Here is a 23,041-nt window from a genome sequence, read left to right as displayed (position 1 = left end):
AGATGAGTCAATATCGCGACAGTGTGACGCTTGAACAGTATGAAGAATGCCTGGGTGACAAGAGTTTCTTCTACGCTCGCGACGCCAAAGGGGTTTTCTTCTATGTCAGCCCTTCCATCACCAAAGTGCTCGGTTATTCGCCCGAGCAGTTTCTCGTTCATTACAGTCAATTCCTGACCGATCATCCTAAAAACAGCTTGGTGGACAGCAATGTCGCCACGGCTTTAAGCGGGCGTAAAGTGCCGGTCTATACGGTGGAGATTCACCACAGTCAGGGTGGTACGCGTTGGTTGCAGGTTCAGGAGTTTGGTGTCCGGAACGATCGGCATGAAGTTGTGGCCGTCCACGGTTTGGCCACCGACATCACCGACTATAAACGGACTCTGCAGCAATTGGAATTGCAAACACAGCGTTTCCAGCGAGCCGAAAACATGGCAAAGGTTGGCAGTTGGGAATTGAATCTCGGTACTCAGGAATTGTACTGGTCCCAGGAAGTTTTCCGAATTTTCGAGTTGGATCCGACGCAGACCAAGCCCTCCTATGAATTGCTGTTGGAACGGACGCATCCGGCCGATCGTGACAAGCTTAACAACGCCTATTATCATTCACTGGAAACCCGAAAGCCCTACCAGGTGGAGCATCGATTATTGATGCCGGACGGCCGTGTCAAGCATGTACTGGAAGAAGGGGTATCCGACTTTGATACCGACGGCCGGGCGTTGATGTCGAGCGGCACCGTGCAGGACATCACCGCTTATCACATGGCCAAACAGCAATTGGTGGAAAAACAGGCGCTGCTGAAAGAGGCGGAAACCATCGCACAGATTGGTTCTTGGGAATATGAAATCACGTCGGAAAAAATCATTCTGTCGGATGGGTGTTATGCCATTCTCGGGTTGTCGCCGGGTATGGACGTCGTCTACGAAGACTTCATTGCACTGGTGCATGAGGAAGACCGCGAATCGGTTGAAACTGAATTCGAACGGAGTTTGGCATCCGATGAAGAACAGGTTTCCATCTATCGCATCGTGCGGTCGTCCGGGGAAATCCGTTATATCGAACAGCGTGGTATTACCCGTTATGATGTCGAGCATTCGCCGACCCGTATTGTCGGCACCTTGCAGGACGTCACCAACCAATATATGGCGCAGCAGGCATTGGAAAAACAGAAAACCCTGTTGCGTTCGGTCATCAATGCCACCACCGATTTAATTTTCATCAAGGATGCGATGGGGGTTTATCAGGGATGTAATCCGGCCTTTGAGCGATTTACCGATAAAACCGAAGCGGAAATCATCGGCAAAACCGATTACGATTTGTTCGACTGGGAGGTGGCCGATTTTTTCCGCCAGCAGGATTACGCCATGTTCGACAGTGGGAAGGCTCGCCAAAACGAGGAATGGTTGACCTACCCGGATGGCAAAGAAGTATTGGTGGATACCTTAAAAACACCGTTTTACGGCGAAGACGGCAATGTGTACGGTTTGGTCGGGGTCAGCCGGGACATCACCGCGCGCAAAAAAGCCGAAGAAAAACTGTATTATCTCGCGCACCACGACGATTTGACCGGTCTGGCGAACCGTCACCTGTTTACCAGCCTGCTGGATCAAGCCGTTGCTCACAGTGAGCGCCATCGGGAAAAACTGGCGATTTTGTTCATCGATCTGGATCATTTCAAGCAAATTAACGATTCCCTGGGCCACCAAATCGGAGACCAGGTATTGGAGCAAGTCGGTAAACAGTTGCAAACCACCGGTCGCAAGTCCGATACCATCGCCCGTCTCGGTGGCGACGAGTTCGCCTTTTTGATGCGTGACCTCAAACATCCGGAAGATGCCCAAGTGGTGGCGCAAAAGGTGCTAAAAGCCTTAGAGAAGCCGTTTTTGGTGGAAAGTCATAAGTTGTATATTGGTGCCAGTATCGGCATCAGCATTTACCCCGATAATGGCGAAACCTCCGATATCTTATTGCGCAATGCCGACGCCGCCATGTATCGTGCCAAGGATAATGACCGCAACACCTACGCTTTTTACACCGACGAACTCACGCAGATCGCGTTTCAGCACATTCAACTCGAATCCGAATTGCGACGCGCCTTGCAAGAAAATGAATTCGAGGTGTATTATCAGCCCAAATACGAGTGTGAAAGCAAACGCATTGTCGGTTCTGAAGCCTTGATTCGCTGGCAACATCCGACGCGCGGCATGCTGTTGCCCGGTCAGTTCATTGCCGAAGCCGAAAAAAGCGATTTGATTATCGAACTCGGCGAATGGGTGCTACGGGAAGCCTGTATCCAGAACGCCAAATGGCACCGCATGGGCCTGAAATCCGGCCGGGTGGCCGTGAATGTCTCCGGGCGCCAGATCACCAAGCACGACCTCAGTGCCACCGTACAGCGGGTGCTGCAGGAAACCGACTGCAAACCCAAATGGCTGGAGCTGGAAATCATCGAACGGTTTGTGATGAATTCACCGGAGCAAACCCTGCAGGTGTTGAATGAAATTCACAGCAGTGGTGTGGCCTTTGCGATTGATGATTTCGGGATTGAATATTCCTCATTGTCGTATCTCAAACAGATGCCGTTAAATACCCTGAAAATCGACCTGTCGTTTATTCGTGACATTCCGGAAGACAAAGACGACATGGCGATTGTCGAAGCGATGTTGGCGCTGGCAAAAAGCTTCAACCTCATCGCGGTGGCCGAAGGCGTGGAACGGGAAGAACAGTTGGATTTTTTACGGGCTTCCGGCGCCGACCGTTTTCAAGGGTTTTTATTGAGCCGCCCTATGCCGGCTTCCGAGTTTGAAGCCTTATTGCAAACCCACCCGACGCTTTAATTCGGCAATCAAGCCATTCACACAAACCACCAGGCCTGGTGGTTTCCCATCCTAATTCAGCGGTGATATCGATAAGCCTGCAAAGCGGATTTGCTTTGTTGGTAGTTGGTCAGCCGGGTTTGCAGCGATTCCGGCAGTTCATCGGCTGTGATGGGCTGGAAGTCCAGCCGATGGTAAAATGCGTCGAGATGCGGCAACGCGAAGGCGTAAAGTGCACCGTCGGTGCCGGTTTGCAGGGCGTGAATCAAATGATGGCCAAAGCCTTGTTGGCGGTGTTCGGGGCGGATGAATAAGCCGCGTAACCACCAGGCCTGGTCAAATTCCGTTGTTTCGGGTTGATCGATCGGCACCAGGCGCGCGACGCCGATGATTCGGCCGTCCAGTTCGGCCAGCCAGACAGTATCAGTCTGTAAGGGCTGGCTGAGCCGGTTTTGCTTGTGAAAATGTTTCAGACGCGCTTGATGCGACGCATCGGCTTTAACACACAGTAGAGAAGACATTGACCATACCATCCGCAAAAAGAACCTATTGCGCGCGTTGCGGCTTACCGTCGCGCAGTTGCATTTGTGCTTCGGTGCGACCGGTCGCACACCGCTTGGGTCTGGGTATTTTACAGCATCCGTCCGAGCAGCATCAGGCGAAAGGCACGGCGCGTCTGGCGCATTTGTGTTTGCAGGACTGTCCGATTTGGGTGGGGGAATCGGTTGATGCGTTGCCGGAATTACAGGCCTGGTTGCAGGCTAAGCCGACGCTGTTGCTGTTTCCCGATCCGGAGGATAAGGGCGTTGATAGCGTGTCGAAAAAGGTCGTGTACAGCGCCGATACACTGGACACACCCGTATCCGAAATGCAGGTATTGCTGCTGGATGGTACCTGGCGCAAAGCCTATAAATTGTTGCAGACCAATCCGGCGTTGCAGGCCTTACCGAGTTTGCAGTTGAGCGGCGAATGGCGGTCTGCCTATGCCATTCGTAAAGCACCGAATGCCCAGAGTTTATCGACGCTGGAAGCGATTCATGCGGTGTTGTGTGAGCTGGAAGGGGAACCGTCTCAGTTCGACGGCTTATCGCTGGCGTTGGACGATTTTGTGGCCCAGCGCCAGGCGTTTGTGAACGGAAGCGACGATTCCACCAGGCCTGGCGAAAAGCGGTGAAAGGTGTTTAGTCGCTGACTTCCGGCAAACGCGCAATCCAAAGGGCCGCCAGCACCGCAATCACACTCAATACCAGAATCACCACCTGAATTGACAGGATGTCGGCCAATAAACCGATGGCCCCGCCGGCCAGCATGGCCAGGCCGATGACCGTATTGCTCAAGGCGACGTAGGTCGCGCGATTGTCGGCATTGGCCAAATCCACCAGATAGACTTTACGCCCCAAACGTACGCCGCTGTAAAATACCGTCAACAGCAGGAAGAAACCGGCATGCACCAGTGGGTTCGACAGCCACGGACTGTCGCTTTCCGCCAACGCGAACAGTACGATGCCCAATATTCCCGCCGACAGAGAAGCCAATATCATTACGAATCGACTGGAACGGTCGCCCATTTTTCCCCATACCGGCGCGCTGATGGCACCGGCAATGCCGCTGGCGATAATCAACATCCCCAAGCCGCTGAGGTCGTTTTCGCTGTATTGTTGGGCCAATAACACATAAAACGGCGGTGCGAGTGCCGTGCTCAGTAACAAAGCCCGGCCGATGACGTATTGGCGGAAAGGTCGGTCGGTCTTCAACAACGCGAAGCTTTTAAACGCCGCGGCAAACGCATTGCCGCCGCCTTCGGTCGCACCGGGGTGTTCTTCAATTTGCGCGAACACGACAAAAGCGATGGCCCAGAGAATGGCGCCAACCCACAGCAAGCCCGCCAGTAAATCCGATGAGGGATTCTGGCTGAAAAACTCGATATAGACCCCAACGCCTAAGGTGGCGACCCCGGCAATGCCGGAGCTGATGCCCATCAGATTTCCGCGCCGTCCTTTGGAAATGGTTTTGCCGAGGACGTCTTTGGCGGAAACGGAGCAGAGCCCGCGCGCCAGACTGAACACCACCAGCGAGACAATAATGGCCCAACCGGCTGCGACACCACTGACCCAGCCTGCGGTCAACGCCATGACGGCGAGCGCGATGGCCGATAAAGCCGCGCCCAGCAACCAAACGCCTTTGCGCACCGGCAGATGACGCACGGCCGCGGCCACGAACAGTTGCGGTAATAAGACACCGGCTTCGCGAATCGGTACCAGAAAGCCGGTGAACACCGCCGGGGTACCCAAAGCGCCCAACAACCAAGGCAACGTCAGCTTCGCGCTGGCGAGCTCGTCGGCGATTTTACCGAGAAAATTGGCGATGAGGTACGCGAAGAAATTTTTCGGTTGGTGGTGGCAGGCCGCATCGGGGATGTCTTTACAGACGCGGGCGTCTTCTTCGTTATTGATGAGGTCGTAGGCTTTGTCGAGCCGGGATTTGTCGTGTTGTGGCATTGTTTCGTGAAAAGGTCTCTAAAGGTTAAAAATCACCAGGCCTGGGCGTTATCGGCTTAATGGATATCGAACATCAGGCCGACATAGGTGGTGAGTGCCATCGCCAGAAAGCCCCAGGTGGTCATGCGCATGGCGCCTTTCAGCATCGGCGCGCCGCCGGTTTTGGCGGCAATGGCCCCCAGAACCGCTAAGAGCGCCAGCGAACAGGCCGCAATGATGAGGCCGAGGTTTTCCATTGGCAGCAAAACCACCAGCAATACCGGTATCGCGGCACCGGAAACAAAGGAGGCGGCGGAAGCAAACGCGGCTTGCATCGGGCGGGCAGTGTGGATTTCCGACAGTCCGAGTTCGTCTTTGGCGTGGGCGCCGAGCGCGTCGTGTGCCATCAATTCCTTGGCGACCTGCATGGCGGTGGCGTCACTGACGCCGCGTTGGCGGTAAATCAGCGCCAGTTCGGCGTGTTCGACTTCCCAGTTTTCTTCCAGCATGATGCGTTCTTTTTCCAGGTCGGCCTTTTCGGTATCGGCCTGCGAGCTGACCGAGACGTATTCCCCGGCGGCCATCGACAGCGCACCGGCCACCAGAGCGGCCACCGCCACCAGTAAAATGCTTTCTTTATCCGCCCCGGAAGCGATGACCCCCACCAGCAAGCTGACCACGGAAATAATACCGTCATTGGCACCGAGGACGGCGGCTCGCAGCCAACCCATGCGGTGGCTGAAGTGTTCTTTCGTGAGGTGGTGTTCGAGCATTTCGGGGGTGAAGCGAACCATATCGTATCCTTGTTCCATCGGGCGACCTATTTTCAAACCAAATTCTGAAAATTCTAGCCACCTTTTAAGACGATTCTGTGTCTTTTTGATGATGATGTTGTGAAAAAAACCAGCCGATGACGAAACCGACGCCAATCATCACCGCTACCAAAACGGCGCGCGGCACACTGAGGCTCCACATCAGGAATTTGACTTCCACCGTCACCAGGTTTTGCAGGATGAAGATAATCGAGAGGGCGATCAGTGCCCAGGAAAGAATTGATTTGAATGTCAGATTTTGCATCTTGTCCTCCTCTTAAATCCAGACTTCTTCGGCGTATTCCACGATGTGCACCGGTTTGCGATGGTGGAATTTTTCTTCGATGGCGGTTTTGAAGATTTCTTGTTTGTCGCGTTCGCCGTGGATCAAAAAGATTTTATCCAGTTGGTGGAAATGCGCCATCCAATCGAGCAGTTCGTCCTGATCGGCGTGAGCCGAAAAGCCGTTGATCATATGGATTTTCGCGCGGACTTTGATTTTTTCCCGGTAAATGCGGATTTCCTCGGCGCCGTCCACCAGTAAGCGCCCCAGTGTGCCGACGGCCTGGTACCCGACGAACAGCACCGCGTTGCGGGCGTTCCACAAGCGGTGTTTGAAGTGGTGCAAAATGCGTCCGCCGGTACACATGCCGCTGCCGGCGATGATGATGCAGCCGCTTTCTTCGTCATTGATGCGCATGGAATCGCTGCCTTTAATCGAATATTCCAGATAGGGAAAATCGAATACCGAGTCGCCTTTGGCGTGTAAGGCTTCGGCATTTTCGTTCAAATCGGTGTGATACTGGTTGTAAATTTCGGTGGCGCGAATCGCCATTGGCGAGTCGAGAAAGACTTTGCAGGTCGGCAATTCGTTGTCGTAATACATCTGTTTCAACAACAGCAGGATTTCCTGCGAGCGCTCGATGGCGAACGACGGAATCAACACATTACCCTGGTTCATCAGGGTGGTGACGATGGCTTGTTTGAATTCGGAAATACTGCCTTCCAGCGGGCGGTGATTGCGATCACCGTAAGTGGATTCGATGTACAGGGCATCAGCGTGCTCGACATAGGCTGGCGGCGGCATGGCGACGTCTTTGTGGTTGCCGAGATCGCCGGAAAACACCACCGTTTTCGGTTGGTCGTCTTCCTGAAAGTCGATTTGAATGCTGGCGGAACCGAGAATGTGCCCGGCATTGCGGAAAGTAGCGGAGACGCCCTGTGTTAATTTTGCTGGTTGGTCGTATTCGGCGTATTGAATGCTTAAGTCGAACACTGCTTGGACATCGTCCATGGTGTAGAGCGGTGGACGGACTTTGTCTTCCTCGCCGCGACGCTGGGCTTTTTTCAGGTCGGTCTTATAGTCTTCGCGCATGATTTTCGCGCTGTCCATCAAGATGACCTGCATGAGATCGTAGGTGGCGCGCAGACAAACGATGCGACCGCTGAAACCTTCATTGACCAGTTTGGGAATGCGTCCGACGTGGTCGAGGTGGGCATGGGTGATGAGCAACAGGTCGATGTCCGCCGGGTTGAAGCCGAAATCGTCATTGGCCTGTTTGGTGGCGCGGCCTTGAAACATCCCGCAGTCCACCAGGATTTGCGGGCCTTGTTTTAGTTGTAAATAATGGCAGGAACCGGTGACGGTTTCGGCTGCTCCGTAGGATTGAATCGGTGTCATAGTGCACCCCTCGAATGGTAATCGCTCAAAGACGATTTCATTTTACAGGAATTACGTAAAAAAGCGCTTAATAAAGTGATTGCGCCAGATCAAAAAACAGCTTCAAACCCAATAGAGCGAGTAGGCCGGCGGTGATGAGGTGGAGGCGCCGTTGCGCCGAGTCCGATTGATTGAGGATTTTCAAGGCACCCGCGAACAGGGCGATGCTTCCGAACACCAACAAAGTGGCGAGAATGGCCAGACCGCCCAGCACCAGTATTTGCGACGCGAAGTGTTCGGTTTCGCGGGCGACGAACTGCGGCAGAAAGGCCAGAAAGAACAGGGTCACTTTCGGGTTGGTGATGTTCATGACTACGCCGCGGCGATAGAGTTGTCCGGCACTGAGTTTGGGCAACTGCTGACTGACATGGCAATTGGCGGCACGGTAGCTTTGCCAGGCCAAATACAACAGATAGACCGCACCGAGGGTCTGGATGGCGGAAAACAGCCAAGGGGAGGTTTTCAGCACCAGCGCCAACCCGAAGGCGACGGCCAGCGTGTGACCGACCAGCCCGGTGCAGAGCCCCAGAGTGACCCAAAGCCCCGCCGTTTTGCCGTGCACCACCGACTGCATCAAGACAAAGAGGTTGTCGGGCCCGGGCGACAACGCAAGCAGAATCATCAAACCGGTGAAGGGCAGTAAGGTATCAAGTGCGGGCATAGTGTCGACAGGTGGAATCAAAAATGACCAGGCCTGGGCGTTTTGGGTCAAGCACGTCAGGCCTCTTTGGAATAGACGGTTACGCGGTTGCGACCGGCGTGTTTGGAATCATAAAGCGCCATATCCGCCAAGTGAATGACTTCGGAGGTGGTTTCGCCGTGTTCGATGGTGGCCAGGCCGATGCTGACCGTAATGGGGCGGCTGACCGGAAACTCGTGGGCCTGGACTTTTTGACGGCATTCTTCCGCCAGTAGAACCGCCTGGTGGGCATCGATTTCTTCGAGAATGACGATGAACTCTTCGCCGCCCCAACGGCCGATGTGGCTTTTTTCGGTAAAGGTGTTGCGCAGGCAGCGTGCCATGTCTTTCAGCACCAAATCGCCGGAGTGATGGCCGAAGGAGTCGTTGATGCTTTTGAAAAAATCGATGTCGATGAACAGGATGGTGTAGAGCCGTTGATTGGTTTCGTAACGGGTTTGCAGGGTTTCCAGTATGCGTTCGATTTTCAGGCGGTTATGCAATTGGGTCAAGGCATCGGTGGTGGAGAGACGTTCCAATATCCGGTTTTTTTCCAGCAGGTCGGATTGAGCTTCGGTCAAGCGCTGGGTGCGGTGTTTGACTTTTTTCTCCAAGGAATCGTTGGCCACTTTGAGGCGCAGGTTCATCATATGGAAGCGCCGTGCCATCAGGTAAGCGAAGAAAAAGCTTACCAGCACCAGCAACGTGGCGACCAGCACGATTTGGTGCATGGTTTGGTCGATGTTGCGGCGCGATTGCGAAATGAGTTTTTGGGTTTGCTGGGACTGAAAGCGTGAAAAGTCATTGATGCGTTGGCCGAATTCCGACAGCTGCTGCATGCCTTCGTTGGCGAGAATGTCCTTACCTTTTTCGATTTGCCCTTCCAGCGCCAGTTCGGCGATGGATTCCTGTAACGGGTCGGCCGCTCGGGCGAGGGATTGAATGCCTTGATACCATTCCTGTTCGTTCTGGCCGATGAGTTTGGCCAGCTGGTCACGGTATTTGACATAGTTGGAGCCGTCCTGATAAAACGCCATCATCGCTTCGTCTCTGGCGAAAGCATCGTCCAGCAACAGCATCAGGCTGAGGTTGATATTGCGTTTCTGGCCGTAGAGTTGCAGGTTGAGCAGGTTATGCAGTTTTTGATATTGGGTGTTGATGACATGGGACGCCTCATCGAGGGTTTCCGTGGTCATTTTTTTGGACACCGAAACCAGTGTGAAAACCAATACGATAATCGACGTCAAAGCGATGGCGATCAGTAGGTTGTCCGCATTGAAAAACTTTTTTCGCGTCATGGGGTTATCGAGGTTTCGGGTTTGTAAAAATCAGTAACAATCCATTTTAGCGTATCTACGTAAAAATAGGGTAACTTTTTGAAATAACACCGTTTAATCGTCCTGAAGCCCGGAAGAAGCGGCTTTGGGCACCACCCAGCTGTGACTGAACCAGCGCCAGCGTCCGTCTTGGGTGGGTTGGGTGCAAGCGTAGCGGCTGCGGGGCGGTGGAATCGGGTTTTCGTCCCAGATTTCCAGAGTGGTGTCGTCCAGCCATTGCTGTTGCAAGCGATCGCCTTGCGGGTTGAAGCATTGGATGTTGCGGCCGGGCGGTTCCGTGAACGACAGCGTCAAGTGTGGCGGGTTATCACGGATAATCGGGTCGAAAGGGTCAATGTTTTCCACCGGCAGAACCACCGCGTTGACCTTTTGTTTAAAGGCTTCCATATCGGCAAAAGCTTCGCTCATCGGAAAACGCATCAAGGCGCGTAAGTCGGAGTGGCGGTTGACGGCGCCGGAATTTTGGGCGATGCCGACATAGCCCATTTCTTTGACCAGATTGGCGAGGGCTTCGGAAAATTCGCCATAGGGATAGGACAGCAATTGGGTCTGGTTGGTCTCGGCGCCCAGTTCGGCCTGTAAACGTTGTTGTGCGCCACTGACTTCCTCGCGAACCCGTTTTCGCCAGGCCTGGTCGGATTCGTCGGTTCGACGAATCAGCGGGTCGTGGGAACGGGAATGGTTGACGAACTCGATGCCGTCGCCCTGCACTTCGCGCATTTGTTCCCAAGTCATGCTGGAGCGATAGCCTTGGTCGATGGCGTCGGTATTGACGAACACCGTCATCGGCCAGCCGCGGGCTTTGAAACGGGGAATCGCTTCCTGATAAACGCTGATCCAGGCGTCGTCTACGGTAAACACCACGGTTTTGTCGGGAATCGGCGTTTGGTTTTGGAACGCCGTGACCAGTTGGGACAGTGACCAGACATGGAAATCGTTTTCCGCCAGATAATCGAGTTGGTCGTCAAATTGCGCCAAACGGATATTGGTGCTGGGCACGGAATCTTTGCCGAAATGGTGGTAAATCAGAATTACCGCGCTGTTATCCACCGCTGCCGGTGCTGGTGGTGCTGTGGCCGCCACCGGCGCTGAGGAGGCTTCCGGCGGTTGCGGCGGCCAGGTGATTAAGCCGACGATTATCACCCCAGCCAATAACATCAATCCATACCCGATTGGGTGCGATAAAAGGCGTTTCGATTTTCGGGGCGGGTTTGGCATGATGTGACTCCTCAATCACCGTTTAGTTGTGTTGTGACTCGCAAGTTGCCAGGCCTGGCGGTTTTTATTGTTTTGCCTGTTGGCCTGAAGGTTTTTTATTTCGTTTTTATCTCGAGTGCCGTGGAATCGAGACCAATTTACCACATCAATCGGTGCGATGTCTAAACAACCAGCCGGCCATCGACAGCGTGACCAGCGCGATGATCATCATTGGCCAGATTTGCGGCCAGAGGCTGTCAAAAGACATATCCTGCAGGAAAACACCGCGCACCACGACGAGGAAATAGCGCATCGGGTCGAGGTACGTCAGCCACTGAATCACGTCCGGCATGTTTTCGATCGGCGTGGCGAATCCGGACAGAATGACCGCCGGAACCATGAACATAAAGGCGCCCAATAAGGCCTGCTGTTGAGTGGTGGAGAAGGACGAAATCATCAGTCCGATGCCGATGGCCGACAGGATGAAGAAGAACAGCGCGAACTGTAACAGCAGGTAATCGCCGCGGAAGGGCACATCGAACCAGAAGATGGCGAGCAGGACGATGACGTTGCTTTCAAACAGACCGATGAGCAAACCGGGCAGGGATTTGCCGATGAGAATTTCCACCGGCAAGGCGGGGGTGACCAACAGTTGGTCGAAGGTGCCTTCCTCGCGTTCCCGTGCCACCGACAAGGCGGTGACCAGCAAGGATACCACCAATACAATCAAGCCCACGATACCGGGCACGAAAAACCAATTGCTTTCCAGGTTTTCGTTGAACCAGTTGCGGGGCACCAGAGCAATCGGTGGATTGGGCAGATCATGACGCTCGGCCCAATCTTGGTTGAAAGCTTCCACCACCTGGGCGACATCGTTTTGGGCCAGCAAGGCGGTGTTGGAGTTTCGGCCATCGACGATTACTTGCATTTGCGTTTTTCCGGTGCTCATCAGGCGGGAAGAAAAATCGCTCGGAAAACTGACCACAATCATGGCTTGTTTGCGGTCGATAATGTCCGGCACTTCGCGATTGCTGTGGAGGTGGGCGACGATTTCAAAGGTGTCGGAACCGGCCAGATGACCGATAATTTCCTGCGACACCATACCTTGGTCCTGGTTAAAAATGGCCACCGGCGCCTGTTTCAAATCGAAGGTGGCGGCGTAACCGAAGACGAACAGCTGAATCAGCGGCGGTCCAATGACTACGAAGCGGGTGCGTTTGTCTTGAAACAGCACGCTGAATTCTTTTAGGGACAACGCCCAGATGCGGGCCCAGGATAACCAAGCCATCAGTCCAACCTCTTATAGGATTTTTTCAACACAATCAGCGTTAAAACCAATCCCATTAAAACCAAAGCGGCGAGATTGGGCAGAATCACCCATAAAATGTCCCCGGCGAGGAATTCGGTTTGCAGCAAGGCCACGAAGTAACGTGCCGGGACGATGTGCGTGACCCATTGGATGAACAGGGGGGTACTGCCGATGTCGAAAATAAAACCGGACAACAGAAAGGCGGGCAAAAAGGTGACGATGATGGCGATTTGCCCGGCGACGAACTGGGTTTTACCGACGGTGGAGATGAGGATGCCCATTGACAGCGCCACCCACAGAAACACCGCCGAGCTCAGCAGCAGCCAGGCCAAAGCGCCGCGTAACGGTACTTCGAACAGGAACAGCGCCATCACCAAACTAAGCAGCATGCCGCCCATGCCCAGCACGAAATACGGAATGACCTTGCTTAGCAACAGCTCTTGAATCGATACGGGCGTGACCAGCAAGGCTTCCATGGTGCCGCGCTCCCATTCGCGGGCGATGACCAGCGAGGTCAACAAAGCGCCGATCAGCGTCATGATGATGGCAATCAAGCCCGGCACCAGAAAATAGCGGCTGTTAATCTCACTGTTGAACCAGATACGGGTGAGTTGTTCCACCGGCTGGCTGAATTCGATGCCGCGCGCGTCGCCGTAAGCGATCAGCCACTCCGCCCAGGTGCCCTGCACATAACCGTTGATGAGGTTGGCGGTGTTGGAATCCACCCCATTGACCAGCAATTGCACCGGTGCGGCGTCGGTTTGGTGGAACTCCCGCGCGAAATTGCTTTTGAGAATCAACAGGGCTTGGATGTCGCCGGTCTGCATGGCGTTCTGGCCGTCGTTGACGGTCAGGTAATTGCGGGTGTTGAAATATTCCGAACGGTGGAAGCGGCTGACGAAACTCTGGGACTCCACCGAGGGTTGTTGTTGGACGACGCCGAGCTTGATGTGCTTGGCATCAAGGTTGACACCGTAACCGAAAATCAGCAACAGGATAATCGGCAGAATAAAGGCGATGCTGATGCTGCTCGGGTCGCGGATGATTTGTAGAAATTCCTTGCGAATTAACCCCCGAATACGCATCCAGCGGGCTTGACGTGTTGTCGCACTCATCCGACGGCCTCCGAATTCTGAGGCTGGCGAGACGCTGTCGGCTCGGTTTTTTGCTGTTCGATAATGTGGATAAAGGCCTCTTCCATATCGGTTTGACCGGCGTTTTGTTTGATGTCGGCCGGTGAACCGATGGCGAGAATTTGGCCGCTGGCCATAATCGCCATCCGGTCGCAGTATTCCGCTTCTTCCATGAAATGGGTGGTGACCATTATGGTCACGCCCTGTTCGGCCAGCGCATTGATTTTGTTCCAGAAATCCCGTCGTCCCATCGGGTCGACGCCGGAAGTCGGTTCGTCCAGAAACAGAATGTCCGGCTCGTGCATTAGGGCACAAGCCATGGCCAGGCGTTGCTTGAAGCCGAGCGGCAGGTCGTGGCTGGTCTGGTTTAGGTAGGTTTCCAGTTCGAACATTTCGATGGCCCAATCGATGCGTTCCCGGCGGCGTCGCCCGCTCAAGCCGTAAACTTTGCTGTAAAAGTTGAGGTTTTGGGCCACGGTCATTACACCGTAAAGCGAGAACTTCTGTGACATATACCCCAGCCGGGCCCGAGCTTGAGCGCGGGCTTTGCGCAGGTTGAGCCCGGCGACGTGTAAATGGCCTTCGGTGGCGGGCAGCAGCCCGCACAGCATGCGGAAGGTGGTGGTCTTTCCGGCCCCGTTGGCGCCCAGCAAGCCGAAGATTTCACCGCGTTGCACTCGAAACGACAGGTGGTCGACCGCGACGAAATCGCCGAAGCGACACACCAGGTTTTCGACATCAATGGCGGGATCGGAAGATGGGGCCTTGTCATCGTCGGGCGTCGACTCGGCGGTTTCCATCGGTTGCGAGGGTTCGGCAACGGTGTCGTCCTGCTGGCTGAGTTGATCGACAAAGGCATCCTCAAAACGTGGATCAACCGGCTCGATGCGCAAGTCGGCGTTCGGGCAATTCAGTGGTGCAAGCAATGTATCCGGTTCGGGTTGAGCGTCGGCGGTGAGAATGCGGACCGTCTCGCCGAAAATCAAGGCATCGCGCACGCCGGGTTGGTGGCTGAGTTGCTTTTTCAATTGCCGTTTGGGGCAGTCCGAATTGCTGCTGACCAGAAAGGTTCGGTTTTGGAGCGGTTGGGTGAACTGGTCGGGCGGTCCTTCCGACAGCAGGCGACCTTCGTGTAACAGTTTGATGTCACGGCAGCGCTCGGCCTCGTCGAGATAGGCAGTGCTGAGCAGAACGCTCATGCCGTTTTCTTCTACGGCTCGATAGACGATTTCCCAGAGCTCACGGCGCGAAACCGGGTCGACGCCGACGGTCGGTTCGTCCAATAACAGTAAATCCGGCGATTTCAACAGGGTGCAGGCCAGACCGAGCTTCTGTTTCATGCCGCCGGAGAGTTTGCCAGCCAAACGGACCCGAAAAGGTGCCATCCCGGTCATGTTGAGAAGTTGGTCGAACCGGGCGTCACGTTGGTCGGGTGGTAAGGCTTGCAAGTCGGCATACAGTTGGAGGTTTTCGAGGACGGTGAGGTCTTGATAGAGGCCGAATTGTTGCGGCATGTAACCGATGGCGGATTGAATGGCGAGCGGCGATTCGGTGACATCGTAACCGAGGACGTTGATGCGTCCGGCATCCAGTGTCAGCAACCCGGCAATCAAACGCATCAGGGTGGTTTTTCCCGCGGCATCCACGCCGATCAAACCGGTGACTTGGCCGGGTTCGATGTGAAAGGTGACATCGTCAAGGGCTTGCACTCGGCGATTCGGTAGTACGAACGCCTTGCTGACGTTTTCAATCGATAAGGGGGTGGCCGAATCCATCAGCATGATGCTTAGTTATCCGCCAGGTGATCCGATGGCGCGTCGCATTGCGGGTTCTTCAATGGCCGGGTGTGGAGGTCGAGGGAGACGGTGGCCGGCATCCCGAGGCGGAGTTCGCTGTCCGGATCGCAGGTGAAGACGCGAACCTGGTAGACCAACTGAGTGCGCAGTTCTTCGGTTTGCACTGTTTTCGGGGTGAATTCGGCGGTCGGTGAGATGTAACCGATCCAGCCGGAGTAATCTTTGTCGGGGTAGCTGTCGGTTCGGACGCGAGCCGGCTGGCCGAGTTTGAGTTGTCCGAGGGCGGTTTCGGACACGTAAGCGCGCACCCATTTCGGGCTGTTGAGGGCCAGCGTCATGACGGTTTGTTGCGGCTGAGCGAGATCGCCCGGTTCCAGTACCCGGTCGCGGACGATGCCGTCAATGGGGGAAAGTAGCTGGGTATCGGTGAGGTTTTTTTCCGCCAGTTTGACTTCGGCCTTGGCTTGCGCGATTTGAGCCCGCACTTGGGCGATGTCTTCGTCGCGAGCGCCGAGAATGGCGACCTGCCAAGCTTCATAGGTGGCTTTTTCTTGATGACGCAGGGCCTTGGCCTTGGCTTCGGCGTTATCGACGTCTTCCTGTGACGCGAGTTTTTTCGGTAACAGGGCTTTCAAGCGTTCGTAGGTTTTATAGGCTTGCTTGGCTTCGCTTTGCGTGGCGAGATAGGTGTTTTTGGCTTGGGCGATTTCCTGAGGGCGATTGCCCGCGATGAGTTTGTCGAGATGAGCTTGAAGGGCCGCGACATTGGCTTGGGCCAGTTCCAGCTTGGCTTGGTAACGAGTTTGATCGACACAGGCCAGTTCTTGACCGGGCTTGACATGGGTGCCTTCGGTGACTTGCATGCGTTCAATCTGCCCGGTGACCTGAAAAGCGAGATTGACCTGGCGTAAATCGACATTGCCATAAAGTGTCAGTTGACCGGGTGTTTGAGCGGCGGGTTTTTGCAGGAAATACCAGCCGGAAACCGACAGGATAACCAGAATGACGACACCCAATAGAATGCGTTTTTTCATGTTTGTCACAGCCTTTCCTCCAAGCGCCTGTCGAATCGAATTGTTATGTGAATAACGTTAACACAAAACCCGGGTTTCGGAAATGGCCTTCATGCTTTGCCCAGTCTTTTCGAATTAAGGTGCTCTAGCGCTTTTCATCAGGCCTGGGTGTTTTCGGGGTGGTCGTGTTTTTGGTCGGAGGCTTTGCTAAAATGGCCGGATGCGTGAATGTGGAGCGACAAGATGACGGAAAAACGGTTGAATGCGGCGGAAGCGGCCGATTGGGTTCGTAACGGCGGGGTGTTGGCTTATCCGACTGAGGCGGTGTATGGTCTGGGCTGCGATCCGTTCAATGAAACCGCGTTTCAACGGTTGTTGGCTCTGAAAGGCCGTCCTTTGGAAAAAGGCGTTATTCTGATTGCCTCGCAAGTGGAGCAGGTGGCGGATCTTGCGGAGCTTTATGAATGCCCTTGGAGCGAATCGGTGTTGCAAAGCTGGCAGGCGGATCGTGCGGTGACGTGGGTGCTGCCGGCCAAATCAATGGTGCCGAATTGGGTGACCGGTGGCCGGAAAACCGTGGCGATTCGGGTGACACGACACCCGCAGGTGCAAACCTTGTGCGATGCCTTGGGTGGACCACTGGTGTCCACCAGTGCCAATGTCAGCGGTGAGGAGCCGATTCGGAGTGAAGCGGCTTGTTTGGCGGCGTTTCCGGAGGTGCCGGTGTTAATCGGTCAGGTCAGCGGCGCGGCAACGCCGTCCGAAATATGGGAGGCTGAAACCGGTCGCCGTTTACGTTGATCTGGGCTTGTTAGGGGTTCGGTTGCGAAACAATCTTGGCCGGTTTGGGTGGATTTTTTTTCGCCTGCTGATACAGCGGTTCGACCATGGCGGCGTATTTTTTCAAATCGTCCACTCGGGTGGCGTTGGATGGGTGGGTGCTGAGAAATTCCGGCGGCGCATCCTTGGAGAGTTTGCCCATTTTTTCCCAAACGGAAACGGCCGCATACGGATCGTATCCGGCGCGGGCCGCCAATTCCACGCCCATGCGGTCGGCTTCGGTTTCATGGGTGCGGCTGTTCGGTAACAGGAAGGTGGTTTGCATGACCAGATTGCTGGCGTCCAACGCCGGGCCTTGGATGCCGGTGAGGATGCTTAAAGCGGTCAAACCGGCTTGGCTGACCATTTGTTGAGAGGCACGCTCCCGGCTGTGTTCCCGTAAGGCATGGGCCATCTCGTGCCCCATAATGGCGGCGATTTCGTCATCGGTCAGTTGCAGTGTGTCAATAATGCCGGTGTAAAAGGCGATTTTCCCGCCCGGCATACACCAGGCGTTTAGCTCGTCGGATTTCAGCAAATTGACCTCCCATTGCCAGTCGGGTGCATCTTCACGGTAGATTTTGGTTTGTGGAACCAAGCGGCTTGCAATGGTTCGTAAACGCTTCAGCTCTTTAGGGTCGGTGTTGAGCGCATGGTTCTTCTCGGCTTCGGCCAGCACTTCGCGATAGGCTTGGTCGGCACCCTGTTGCATTTCCTGCTCGGAAACCAATAGCATTTGCTGGCGCTCAATGCCGACCGACCCCTGTTTGGTGGTCTGAGCGCTACAACCGATAAGGGCGAGCAAAGGCAGTATCAGTAAGGAGATAGTCCAAAAATATCGTTTTTTCATGCGCTTTTTCCAATCCGACGAAATGGATATTTTAAAGAAGTGATGGGGCTTTTTCTATAAAATAGCGCCTGAATCGCTCCCAACGAATGAAGGAATGTTTATGTCAGACACACAACCCAATCACGTGGACATCGAAGCCGTTAAGGCTTACCTGCTCGATCTGCAAGCCGATATTTGCCGACAATTGGCGGCCGAAGACGGTTCCAAGGATTTCATTGTCGATCAATGGGAAAGAGAGCCCGATCAAGGTGAGATGGGCTTGACGGGCGGCGGTATCAGCCGGGTGTTGGAAGGCGGTGATGTCATTGAAAAAGGGGGCGTGAACTTTTCTCATGTGCGCGGCAAAACCTTGCCGGCCTCGGCCACCGCGCACCGCCCGGAACTGGCGGGCCGTTCTTTCCAAGCGCTGGGGGTGTCGCTGGTCATTCATCCGCGTAACCCTTATGTCCCGACATCGCACGCCAATGTACGTTTGTTTGTGGCGGAAAAAGACGGCGAAGAGCCGGTCTGGTGGTTTGGCGGCGGGTTCGATTTGACGCCGTATTATCCATTTGACGATGACGTTGTGCATTGGCATTTACAGTCCAAAGCCGCTTGTGATCCGTTCGGTGATGAGATTTACAGCAAGTATAAAGATTGGTGTGATGAATACTTTTTCTTGAAACACCGTAATGAAACCCGCGGTGTCGGCGGGTTGTTCTATGACGATTTAAACGAAAGCACCTTCGGTTGGGATTTCGAGACCTGCTTCCGTTTTATGCAGTCGGTCGGGAATCATTACATTGAAGCTTATCGTCCCATTGTGGCACGTCGTAAATCGGTGCCGTACGGGGATCGTCAACGTGACTTCCAATTATACCGTCGTGGCCGTTATGCCGAATTCAACCTGGCTTTCGACCGCGGCACCATTTTCGGTTTGCAGACCGGCGGCCGCACCGAATCGATTCTGATGTCGATGCCGCCGTTGGCGACCTGGAAATACGACTATCACCCGGAGCCAGGCACGGAAGAAGCTAAGTTGTATGATTATTTGGCCCCGCGAGACTGGTTGAACCTTGAAGGCAGCTGATTATGGAAAAGGTTCGGGTCGATAAGTGGTTGTGGGCGGCACGCTTTTTCAAAACACGCGGCGTAGCGCTGGATGCGGTAAAAGGCGGCAAGATCGAGTTGAACGGCAGTAAGCCCAAACCCAGCAAAACGGTGTCCGAAGGCGATGTTCTGAAAATCACCCAACCGCATCGTAAGGTTGAGGTGACGGTGCTGCAGGTATCGGATAAGCGTGGCTCCGCGCAAGTGGCGGAAACGCTGTATCGTATCGATCACGAAATGCTGAATCAAAAAACGCCACCACCGCAAATGGCCTTGGCCGGGTATCGCGAAAGAGGCAAGGGGCGGCCGACCAAGCGCGACCGTCGTAAAATCGAACAAATGACATTTGGAGAGTAAGTTTTTTGACGATTTTTCTGGGGTTTTATAACCATTGAAAAAGGAAGGCTGATATAATTTGCGCTGATTTTGAATTCAGAAAATATCGTTAAACGCTGCTTAAAAAACCGACAAAATTGGAAAAACACATGACACCTGAGCAAACCGAAATTGCAGAAATGATTATTGAGGCCGTCAACCTGGAAGATGTGACCGTGGATGAAATCGATCCGAATGAACCGATTTTCAATGACGGTCTAGGCTTGGATTCCATCGATGCGCTGGAAATCTCGTTGGAATTGAATAAGCGTTACGGCATTAAAATCAAATCCGGTGATCAGAATGTCGGGGACGTGTTTGCTTCGATTGCGGCCTTATCCGAGTTCGTTCAAGCCAACAAACAGGCCTGATTCATGGCCGGCCACTCGGTGGACTTACCATTAAAAGGGTTGCTGTCAAGCGACCCTTTTCTGCTTTCAGAGGGCGGAAATGTCTCCCGCCATCAATTGCTTTCGGCCGCCTATCGTTTCAGTGAAACTCTTCCGGACGCGCCGGTTGTCCTGAATCTTTATGCCCGCCGCGATGTATTTTTGATGGTGATGCTGGCGGTGGCCATGCGGGGTGGCAAAACGGTTTTGCCACCCAATGTCGCGGCCAATACCCTAACCGAATTAACCGCCGAGTTGGAAGCGTCGCAAACGCAAACGGTACAACGGTTCAGCGAGCAGGAAGGGCCGGAAAGCGGGCCGACGCCGGAGTCGTTTTTATCGGCGGACAAGAGCAATTGGGTCGATGAAGCGGTCTTACAGCCGATTTGGGACAGGGTGTTGAACAGTGATATCTGGTTGTACACGTCCGGTTCCACCGGCCAACCGAAGCGGGTGGTGAAAACCTGGCGTCAAATGGCGTTGCTGGCACAACAGGCCATTGCCCGTTTCGAGTTAAACCAGCCCGGGTACGTGGTGGCGACGGTGCCGAGTCAGCATATGTTCGGTCTGGAAACCACGATTTTCTGGCCGTTGTTTTCCAAACAATCCATCTGGGTCGGGCGGCCGATTTTCGCCGAAGACATACGGGCCGTATTGGCCGCGCAAGCTGGACCGGTGTTGTTGGCTTCCACGCCCTTGCATTTGAAAAAACTGATGCCGTTTGATGTGGACTGGCCGCAATTGCCGTTGCGCGTTTTGTCGGCCACCGCTCCGTTGGAGCAAGCCTTGGCTCAGCAGGTCAGCGATACGCTCCATGCGCGCGTGTTCGAGGTGTTCGGCAGTACGGAAACCGCTTCCATTGCTTCACGTGAAACATTGGCGGGTGACGCCTGGACGCTGTACGATGACAATTTCCTGTTGTGTGAAGAGTCTCTGTCGGTGTGTGAGGTGAACATCGCACCTTTGGCGGAAAGCCACCCGTTGCACGACCAGTTCGAATTGATTCCGGGCCAGCCGAATCGGTTTCGACTCTTGGGGCGGCGCTCCGATGTGGTGAAAGTGGCGGGGAAACGCAGTTCCCTGGCGTATTTGAACCAGAAGCTGCAAGCCATTGACGGCGTCTCCGACGGGCTGTTTTGGCAAGCACCGAATGGCGAACGGCTTCAGGCATTTGTGGTGTCCGATTTGAACGCGCACGACATCAAACAGGCGTTGGCGCAGGACATGGATGCGGTGTTTTTGCCCAGACCGATTCATTTTGTCGAGCAGATTCCGCGCAATGAGTTAGGTAAAATACAGTTTCAACAGTTGAGCGAATTGGCGAAACAAAACACAATGCAAAAAGGAACCCAATCCCCAAATGTCCGTGCTTGAACCGATTTCAGAAACCTTTACCATCCCGGCGAATCATCCGAGCCTGCCCGGCCACTTTCCGGGCAATCCGGTGGTGCCGGGGGTGGTGTTGCTGGAGGCGGTGGAACAGGTGCTGGTTTCACATTATCCGGAATATGACATCGTTAAGCTTCCACAGGCCAAATTCACCCATCTGGTGCGGCCGGAACAGGCGGTTGATTTGCAGATTGAATGGACGGGTAACGCCGATGCGGAAACGCTTAAGGCCCGGTTTAAATTGGCATTAAGCGAGGAAGCGATTCCCGCGGCGACAGGTCAATTGGTTTTGCGCAACCGAGCGGCCATTCAAACACAAGAGGGGCAGGACGGGATACGATGACGTCACCGAAACTAACCGATTGGACACAGCAAAAAGAGCGTACTTCCGGCTTTTGGCTGAAGTTGATTCGCGGCTTGGCGTTGCTGTTTCCGCGTTGGCTGGTCAAGCCGTTATTGCATCCGATTATCCTGTTTTATATGCCGATTTCCGGCAAGCAGAAGGCCGCTTCGCGCCATTATCTCAATCAGGTGTTGGGGCGTCCCGCCGGATTTTGGGACACTTACAAACACTTTCTTTGGTTCGCCACCACCATTCTGGATCGAGTTTACTTTCTGACCAATCGCATTGAACCCTTTGAGGTCGAGTATACCAACCTTGAAGCCTGGCAGGCATCGATGAAAAAGAATCCGGCGCAATTGTATTTCGGTGCCCATTTCGGCAGCCTGGATGCCATTCGCGCCTTGTCGTCGGATTTATACGACATCAAAATCAAGGTGGTGTTGAAGGTGGATCAAAACGAAACCATCGTCAAACTCCTGAACGAGCTGAACCCGGAAATGGAAACCATGGTAATTCCATACAATGGCCTGCAAACCATTTTTGACATTCACGACACCATTGAATCCGAGCAATCGGTGGCGATTTTGAAGGACCGTCCGGTCGGGCAGGAAGCCACGGTCAAGGTACGCTTTTTCGACGATGAGATGCTGATTCCGATTGCCGGTTTCAAACTGGCGAAACGTTTTGATATTCCGGTGACGGTTTTCTTTGGCCGCTTTGAAGGTGGCAATCGTTATCATGTCTACAGTGATGCACTGACGTTTGAGCCGGGTGCCAGTTTACAGGAAATGGCACAAGCCTATATGGATGAAGTGGCGCGACAGTGCTGCCAATCGCCGTATAATTGGTTCAATTTTTACCATTATTGGCTGGACGACGAGGACGCTTCAAAGTGAATGGCTTGAGCGGTTTAAAATGGCTTATTTCGATGATGGCGATTGGGTTGTTGTTCGCCAGTCATGCGTTCGCCGATACGGCGGTTCAAACGGGCCAAGCGGAAAAGACCAAAATCTATCAGGCCTGGGCCAAAACCCCGAAAACGCAGGATTTTGTCGAAGCCCGGCACGATACCTTGCTGGATGTCACCAGCGATTACCAAGGCACTTTTCATTATCAGAATCCACAGCATTTTTCATTGCAGTATCACCAGCCGATTCAAGGCCGCTTGTCGATGATCGGCGATTCGGTCAAGGTCGATTTTCCCGACAAACATTGGCAGATGCCGTTGGCACAGGTGCCGGACATTCAGGCGTTTCTGAACCCGTTGCAAGCCTTGTTATCCGGCCGCCCGAAAGCATTGGAAGATTTGTATGATGTGCGCTATCAAGCCCTACCTCAAAACGGTTGGCAACTGACTTATCAGCCGAAAGCCAATGTGATTCTCACTACGCATGACATCATCGTATCGGGTGTTTGGCAGCATCAAAAAGCCCAGGTGCAAACCATCCAATTGAATTTCGCCAACGGTGACTGGCGGCGTTATCGCATGGAGCCATAA

23 protein-coding genes are annotated in these 23,041 nt (G+C 54.1%); 10 read left to right on the top strand and 13 right to left on the bottom strand.

Translation table 11 applies throughout. The annotated features are described in order from the left end of the window. The first annotated feature begins 2 nt into the window (after positions 1-2). On the top strand, positions 3-2,837 hold the full coding sequence (locus EPV75_RS00290; protein ID WP_128384072.1) for a sensor domain-containing protein: 2,835 nt from the start codon (positions 3-5) through the stop codon (positions 2,835-2,837). Positions 2,838-2,893: 56 nt separating this feature from the next. Here EPV75_RS00290 and EPV75_RS00285 read toward each other — a convergent pair whose 3' ends face one another. Beyond that, a complete protein-coding gene (locus EPV75_RS00285) occupies positions 2,894-3,337 on the bottom strand; it encodes a GNAT family N-acetyltransferase (protein ID WP_164730705.1) in 444 nt (147 codons plus the stop codon). Here EPV75_RS00285 and EPV75_RS00280 point away from each other — a divergent pair. Next, positions 3,337-3,990, top strand: a complete 654-nt coding sequence (locus EPV75_RS00280) for a tRNA-uridine aminocarboxypropyltransferase (RefSeq protein WP_128384071.1) — start codon at positions 3,337-3,339, stop codon at positions 3,988-3,990. The genes EPV75_RS00285 and EPV75_RS00280 overlap by 1 nt on opposite strands. Before the next feature lie 7 nt (positions 3,991-3,997). Here the strand turns inward: EPV75_RS00280 and EPV75_RS00275 are convergent, their stop codons facing one another. The 11 genes from EPV75_RS00275 to EPV75_RS00225 form a co-directional block, all read right to left on the bottom strand. Continuing rightward, positions 3,998-5,314, bottom strand: a complete 1,317-nt coding sequence (locus EPV75_RS00275; RefSeq protein ID WP_128384070.1) for an MFS transporter — start codon at positions 5,312-5,314, stop codon at positions 3,998-4,000. A 56-nt stretch (positions 5,315-5,370) separates the two neighbouring features. Next, the gene (locus tag EPV75_RS00270; protein WP_225972343.1) at positions 5,371-6,105 is read right to left on the bottom strand and encodes a VIT1/CCC1 transporter family protein; all 735 of its coding nucleotides are present in this window, start codon (positions 6,103-6,105) and stop codon (positions 5,371-5,373) included. A gap of 46 nt (positions 6,106-6,151) precedes the next feature. Continuing rightward, on the bottom strand, positions 6,152-6,370 hold the full coding sequence (locus EPV75_RS00265) for a lipopolysaccharide assembly protein LapA domain-containing protein (RefSeq protein WP_128384069.1): 219 nt from the start codon (positions 6,368-6,370) through the stop codon (positions 6,152-6,154). Between the two features lie 12 nt (positions 6,371-6,382). Continuing rightward, positions 6,383-7,786 (bottom strand): MBL fold metallo-hydrolase RNA specificity domain-containing protein, encoded by a 1,404-nt coding sequence (locus tag EPV75_RS00260; RefSeq protein ID WP_127118994.1) that lies wholly within the window; start codon positions 7,784-7,786, stop codon positions 6,383-6,385. A 67-nt stretch (positions 7,787-7,853) separates the two neighbouring features. After that, positions 7,854-8,537 carry a LysE family translocator gene (locus tag EPV75_RS00255; protein ID WP_225972342.1) on the bottom strand — a complete coding sequence of 228 codons (684 nt, stop codon included), beginning with the start codon at positions 8,535-8,537 and terminating at the stop codon, positions 7,854-7,856. A gap of 5 nt (positions 8,538-8,542) precedes the next feature. Then, positions 8,543-9,802, bottom strand: coding sequence for a diguanylate cyclase (locus EPV75_RS00250; RefSeq protein WP_127118995.1), 1,260 nt, complete (start codon positions 9,800-9,802; stop codon positions 8,543-8,545). Positions 9,803-9,895: 93 nt separating this feature from the next. Continuing rightward, entirely contained in the window at positions 9,896-11,059 is a 1,164-nt protein-coding gene (locus tag EPV75_RS00245) for a polysaccharide deacetylase family protein (protein WP_128384068.1), read from the bottom strand. Between the two features lie 145 nt (positions 11,060-11,204). Beyond that, positions 11,205-12,326 carry an ABC transporter permease gene (locus tag EPV75_RS00240; RefSeq protein WP_128384067.1) on the bottom strand — a complete coding sequence of 374 codons (1,122 nt, stop codon included), beginning with the start codon at positions 12,324-12,326 and terminating at the stop codon, positions 11,205-11,207. Beyond that, complete coding sequence (locus tag EPV75_RS00235) at positions 12,326-13,462, bottom strand: ABC transporter permease (RefSeq protein ID WP_225972341.1); 1,137 nt, start codon at positions 13,460-13,462, stop codon at positions 12,326-12,328. The genes EPV75_RS00240 and EPV75_RS00235 overlap by 1 nt, the downstream gene beginning before the upstream one ends. Beyond that, positions 13,459-15,261: an ATP-binding cassette domain-containing protein gene (locus EPV75_RS00230; RefSeq protein WP_225972340.1), complete on the bottom strand. Its 1,803-nt coding sequence runs from the start codon at positions 15,259-15,261 to the stop codon at positions 13,459-13,461. The genes EPV75_RS00235 and EPV75_RS00230 overlap by 4 nt, the downstream gene beginning before the upstream one ends. A gap of 5 nt (positions 15,262-15,266) precedes the next feature. Then, positions 15,267-16,310 carry an HlyD family efflux transporter periplasmic adaptor subunit gene (locus tag EPV75_RS00225; protein ID WP_225972436.1) on the bottom strand — a complete coding sequence of 348 codons (1,044 nt, stop codon included), beginning with the start codon at positions 16,308-16,310 and terminating at the stop codon, positions 15,267-15,269. Positions 16,311-16,532: 222 nt separating this feature from the next. On the opposite strand from EPV75_RS00225, the gene EPV75_RS00220 reads away from it, so the two are divergent. Then, positions 16,533-17,090, top strand: coding sequence for an L-threonylcarbamoyladenylate synthase (locus tag EPV75_RS00220; protein ID WP_128384065.1), 558 nt, complete (start codon positions 16,533-16,535; stop codon positions 17,088-17,090). Positions 17,091-17,100: 10 nt separating this feature from the next. On the opposite strand, the gene EPV75_RS00215 is transcribed toward EPV75_RS00220, so the two are convergent. Next, a complete protein-coding gene (locus tag EPV75_RS00215; protein WP_128384064.1) occupies positions 17,101-17,958 on the bottom strand; it encodes a M48 family metallopeptidase in 858 nt (285 codons plus the stop codon). 100 nt (positions 17,959-18,058) lie between these two features. Between EPV75_RS00215 and hemF the strand changes: the two genes are divergently transcribed. The 7 genes from hemF to EPV75_RS00180 all read left to right on the top strand — a co-directional run bounded on the left by hemF (position 18,059) and on the right by EPV75_RS00180 (position 23,041). After that, a complete protein-coding gene (gene hemF, locus EPV75_RS00210; protein WP_128384063.1) occupies positions 18,059-19,027 on the top strand; it encodes an oxygen-dependent coproporphyrinogen oxidase in 969 nt (322 codons plus the stop codon). Between the two features lie 2 nt (positions 19,028-19,029). Further along, positions 19,030-19,404 carry an RNA-binding S4 domain-containing protein gene (locus EPV75_RS00205; protein WP_068646694.1) on the top strand — a complete coding sequence of 125 codons (375 nt, stop codon included), beginning with the start codon at positions 19,030-19,032 and terminating at the stop codon, positions 19,402-19,404. A gap of 128 nt (positions 19,405-19,532) precedes the next feature. Then, positions 19,533-19,793, top strand: coding sequence for a phosphopantetheine-binding protein (locus EPV75_RS00200; RefSeq protein WP_029939249.1), 261 nt, complete (start codon positions 19,533-19,535; stop codon positions 19,791-19,793). A 3-nt stretch (positions 19,794-19,796) separates the two neighbouring features. Further along, positions 19,797-21,185, top strand: a complete 1,389-nt coding sequence (locus EPV75_RS00195) for an AMP-binding protein (RefSeq protein ID WP_128384062.1) — start codon at positions 19,797-19,799, stop codon at positions 21,183-21,185. Further along, the gene (locus EPV75_RS00190; RefSeq protein WP_128384061.1) at positions 21,172-21,543 is read left to right on the top strand and encodes an ACP dehydratase; all 372 of its coding nucleotides are present in this window, start codon (positions 21,172-21,174) and stop codon (positions 21,541-21,543) included. The genes EPV75_RS00195 and EPV75_RS00190 overlap by 14 nt, the downstream gene beginning before the upstream one ends. Next, on the top strand, positions 21,540-22,439 hold the full coding sequence (locus EPV75_RS00185; RefSeq protein WP_128384060.1) for an LpxL/LpxP family acyltransferase: 900 nt from the start codon (positions 21,540-21,542) through the stop codon (positions 22,437-22,439). The genes EPV75_RS00190 and EPV75_RS00185 overlap by 4 nt, the downstream gene beginning before the upstream one ends. A 5-nt stretch (positions 22,440-22,444) precedes the next feature. After that, entirely contained in the window at positions 22,445-23,041 is a 597-nt protein-coding gene (locus EPV75_RS00180) for a LolA-related protein (protein WP_128384059.1), read from the top strand.

The organism is Hydrogenovibrio thermophilus (assembly GCF_004028275.1).
GTDB classification, from domain to species: domain Bacteria; phylum Pseudomonadota; class Gammaproteobacteria; order Thiomicrospirales; family Thiomicrospiraceae; genus Hydrogenovibrio; species Hydrogenovibrio thermophilus.
This window is presented reverse-complemented; position numbering and strand designations above follow the sequence as displayed.

Coding starts and splice junctions, on each gene's coding strand:
- EPV75_RS00290 (WP_128384072.1), top strand. CDS start 3: ATGAGTCAATATCGCGACAGTGTGACGCTTGAACAGTATGAAGAATGC.
- EPV75_RS00225 (WP_225972436.1), bottom strand. CDS start 16,310: ATGAAAAAACGCATTCTATTGGGTGTCGTCATTCTGGTTATCCTGTCG.
- EPV75_RS00285 (WP_164730705.1), bottom strand. CDS start 3,337: ATGTCTTCTCTACTGTGTGTTAAAGCCGATGCGTCGCATCAAGCGCGT.
- EPV75_RS00205 (WP_068646694.1), top strand. CDS start 19,030: ATGGAAAAGGTTCGGGTCGATAAGTGGTTGTGGGCGGCACGCTTTTTC.
- EPV75_RS00265 (WP_128384069.1), bottom strand. CDS start 6,370: ATGCAAAATCTGACATTCAAATCAATTCTTTCCTGGGCACTGATCGCC.
- EPV75_RS00230 (WP_225972340.1), bottom strand. CDS start 15,261: ATGCTGATGGATTCGGCCACCCCCTTATCGATTGAAAACGTCAGCAAG.
- EPV75_RS00275 (WP_128384070.1), bottom strand. CDS start 5,314: ATGCCACAACACGACAAATCCCGGCTCGACAAAGCCTACGACCTCATC.
- EPV75_RS00185 (WP_128384060.1), top strand. CDS start 21,540: ATGACGTCACCGAAACTAACCGATTGGACACAGCAAAAAGAGCGTACT.
- hemF (WP_128384063.1), top strand. CDS start 18,059: ATGTCAGACACACAACCCAATCACGTGGACATCGAAGCCGTTAAGGCT.
- EPV75_RS00190 (WP_128384061.1), top strand. CDS start 21,172: ATGTCCGTGCTTGAACCGATTTCAGAAACCTTTACCATCCCGGCGAAT.
- EPV75_RS00195 (WP_128384062.1), top strand. CDS start 19,797: ATGGCCGGCCACTCGGTGGACTTACCATTAAAAGGGTTGCTGTCAAGC.
- EPV75_RS00240 (WP_128384067.1), bottom strand. CDS start 12,326: ATGGCTTGGTTATCCTGGGCCCGCATCTGGGCGTTGTCCCTAAAAGAA.
- EPV75_RS00220 (WP_128384065.1), top strand. CDS start 16,533: ATGACGGAAAAACGGTTGAATGCGGCGGAAGCGGCCGATTGGGTTCGT.
- EPV75_RS00260 (WP_127118994.1), bottom strand. CDS start 7,786: ATGACACCGATTCAATCCTACGGAGCAGCCGAAACCGTCACCGGTTCC.
- EPV75_RS00245 (WP_128384068.1), bottom strand. CDS start 11,059: ATGCCAAACCCGCCCCGAAAATCGAAACGCCTTTTATCGCACCCAATC.
- EPV75_RS00200 (WP_029939249.1), top strand. CDS start 19,533: ATGACACCTGAGCAAACCGAAATTGCAGAAATGATTATTGAGGCCGTC.
- EPV75_RS00270 (WP_225972343.1), bottom strand. CDS start 6,105: ATGGAACAAGGATACGATATGGTTCGCTTCACCCCCGAAATGCTCGAA.
- EPV75_RS00215 (WP_128384064.1), bottom strand. CDS start 17,958: ATGAAAAAACGATATTTTTGGACTATCTCCTTACTGATACTGCCTTTG.
- EPV75_RS00250 (WP_127118995.1), bottom strand. CDS start 9,802: ATGACGCGAAAAAAGTTTTTCAATGCGGACAACCTACTGATCGCCATC.
- EPV75_RS00235 (WP_225972341.1), bottom strand. CDS start 13,462: ATGAGTGCGACAACACGTCAAGCCCGCTGGATGCGTATTCGGGGGTTA.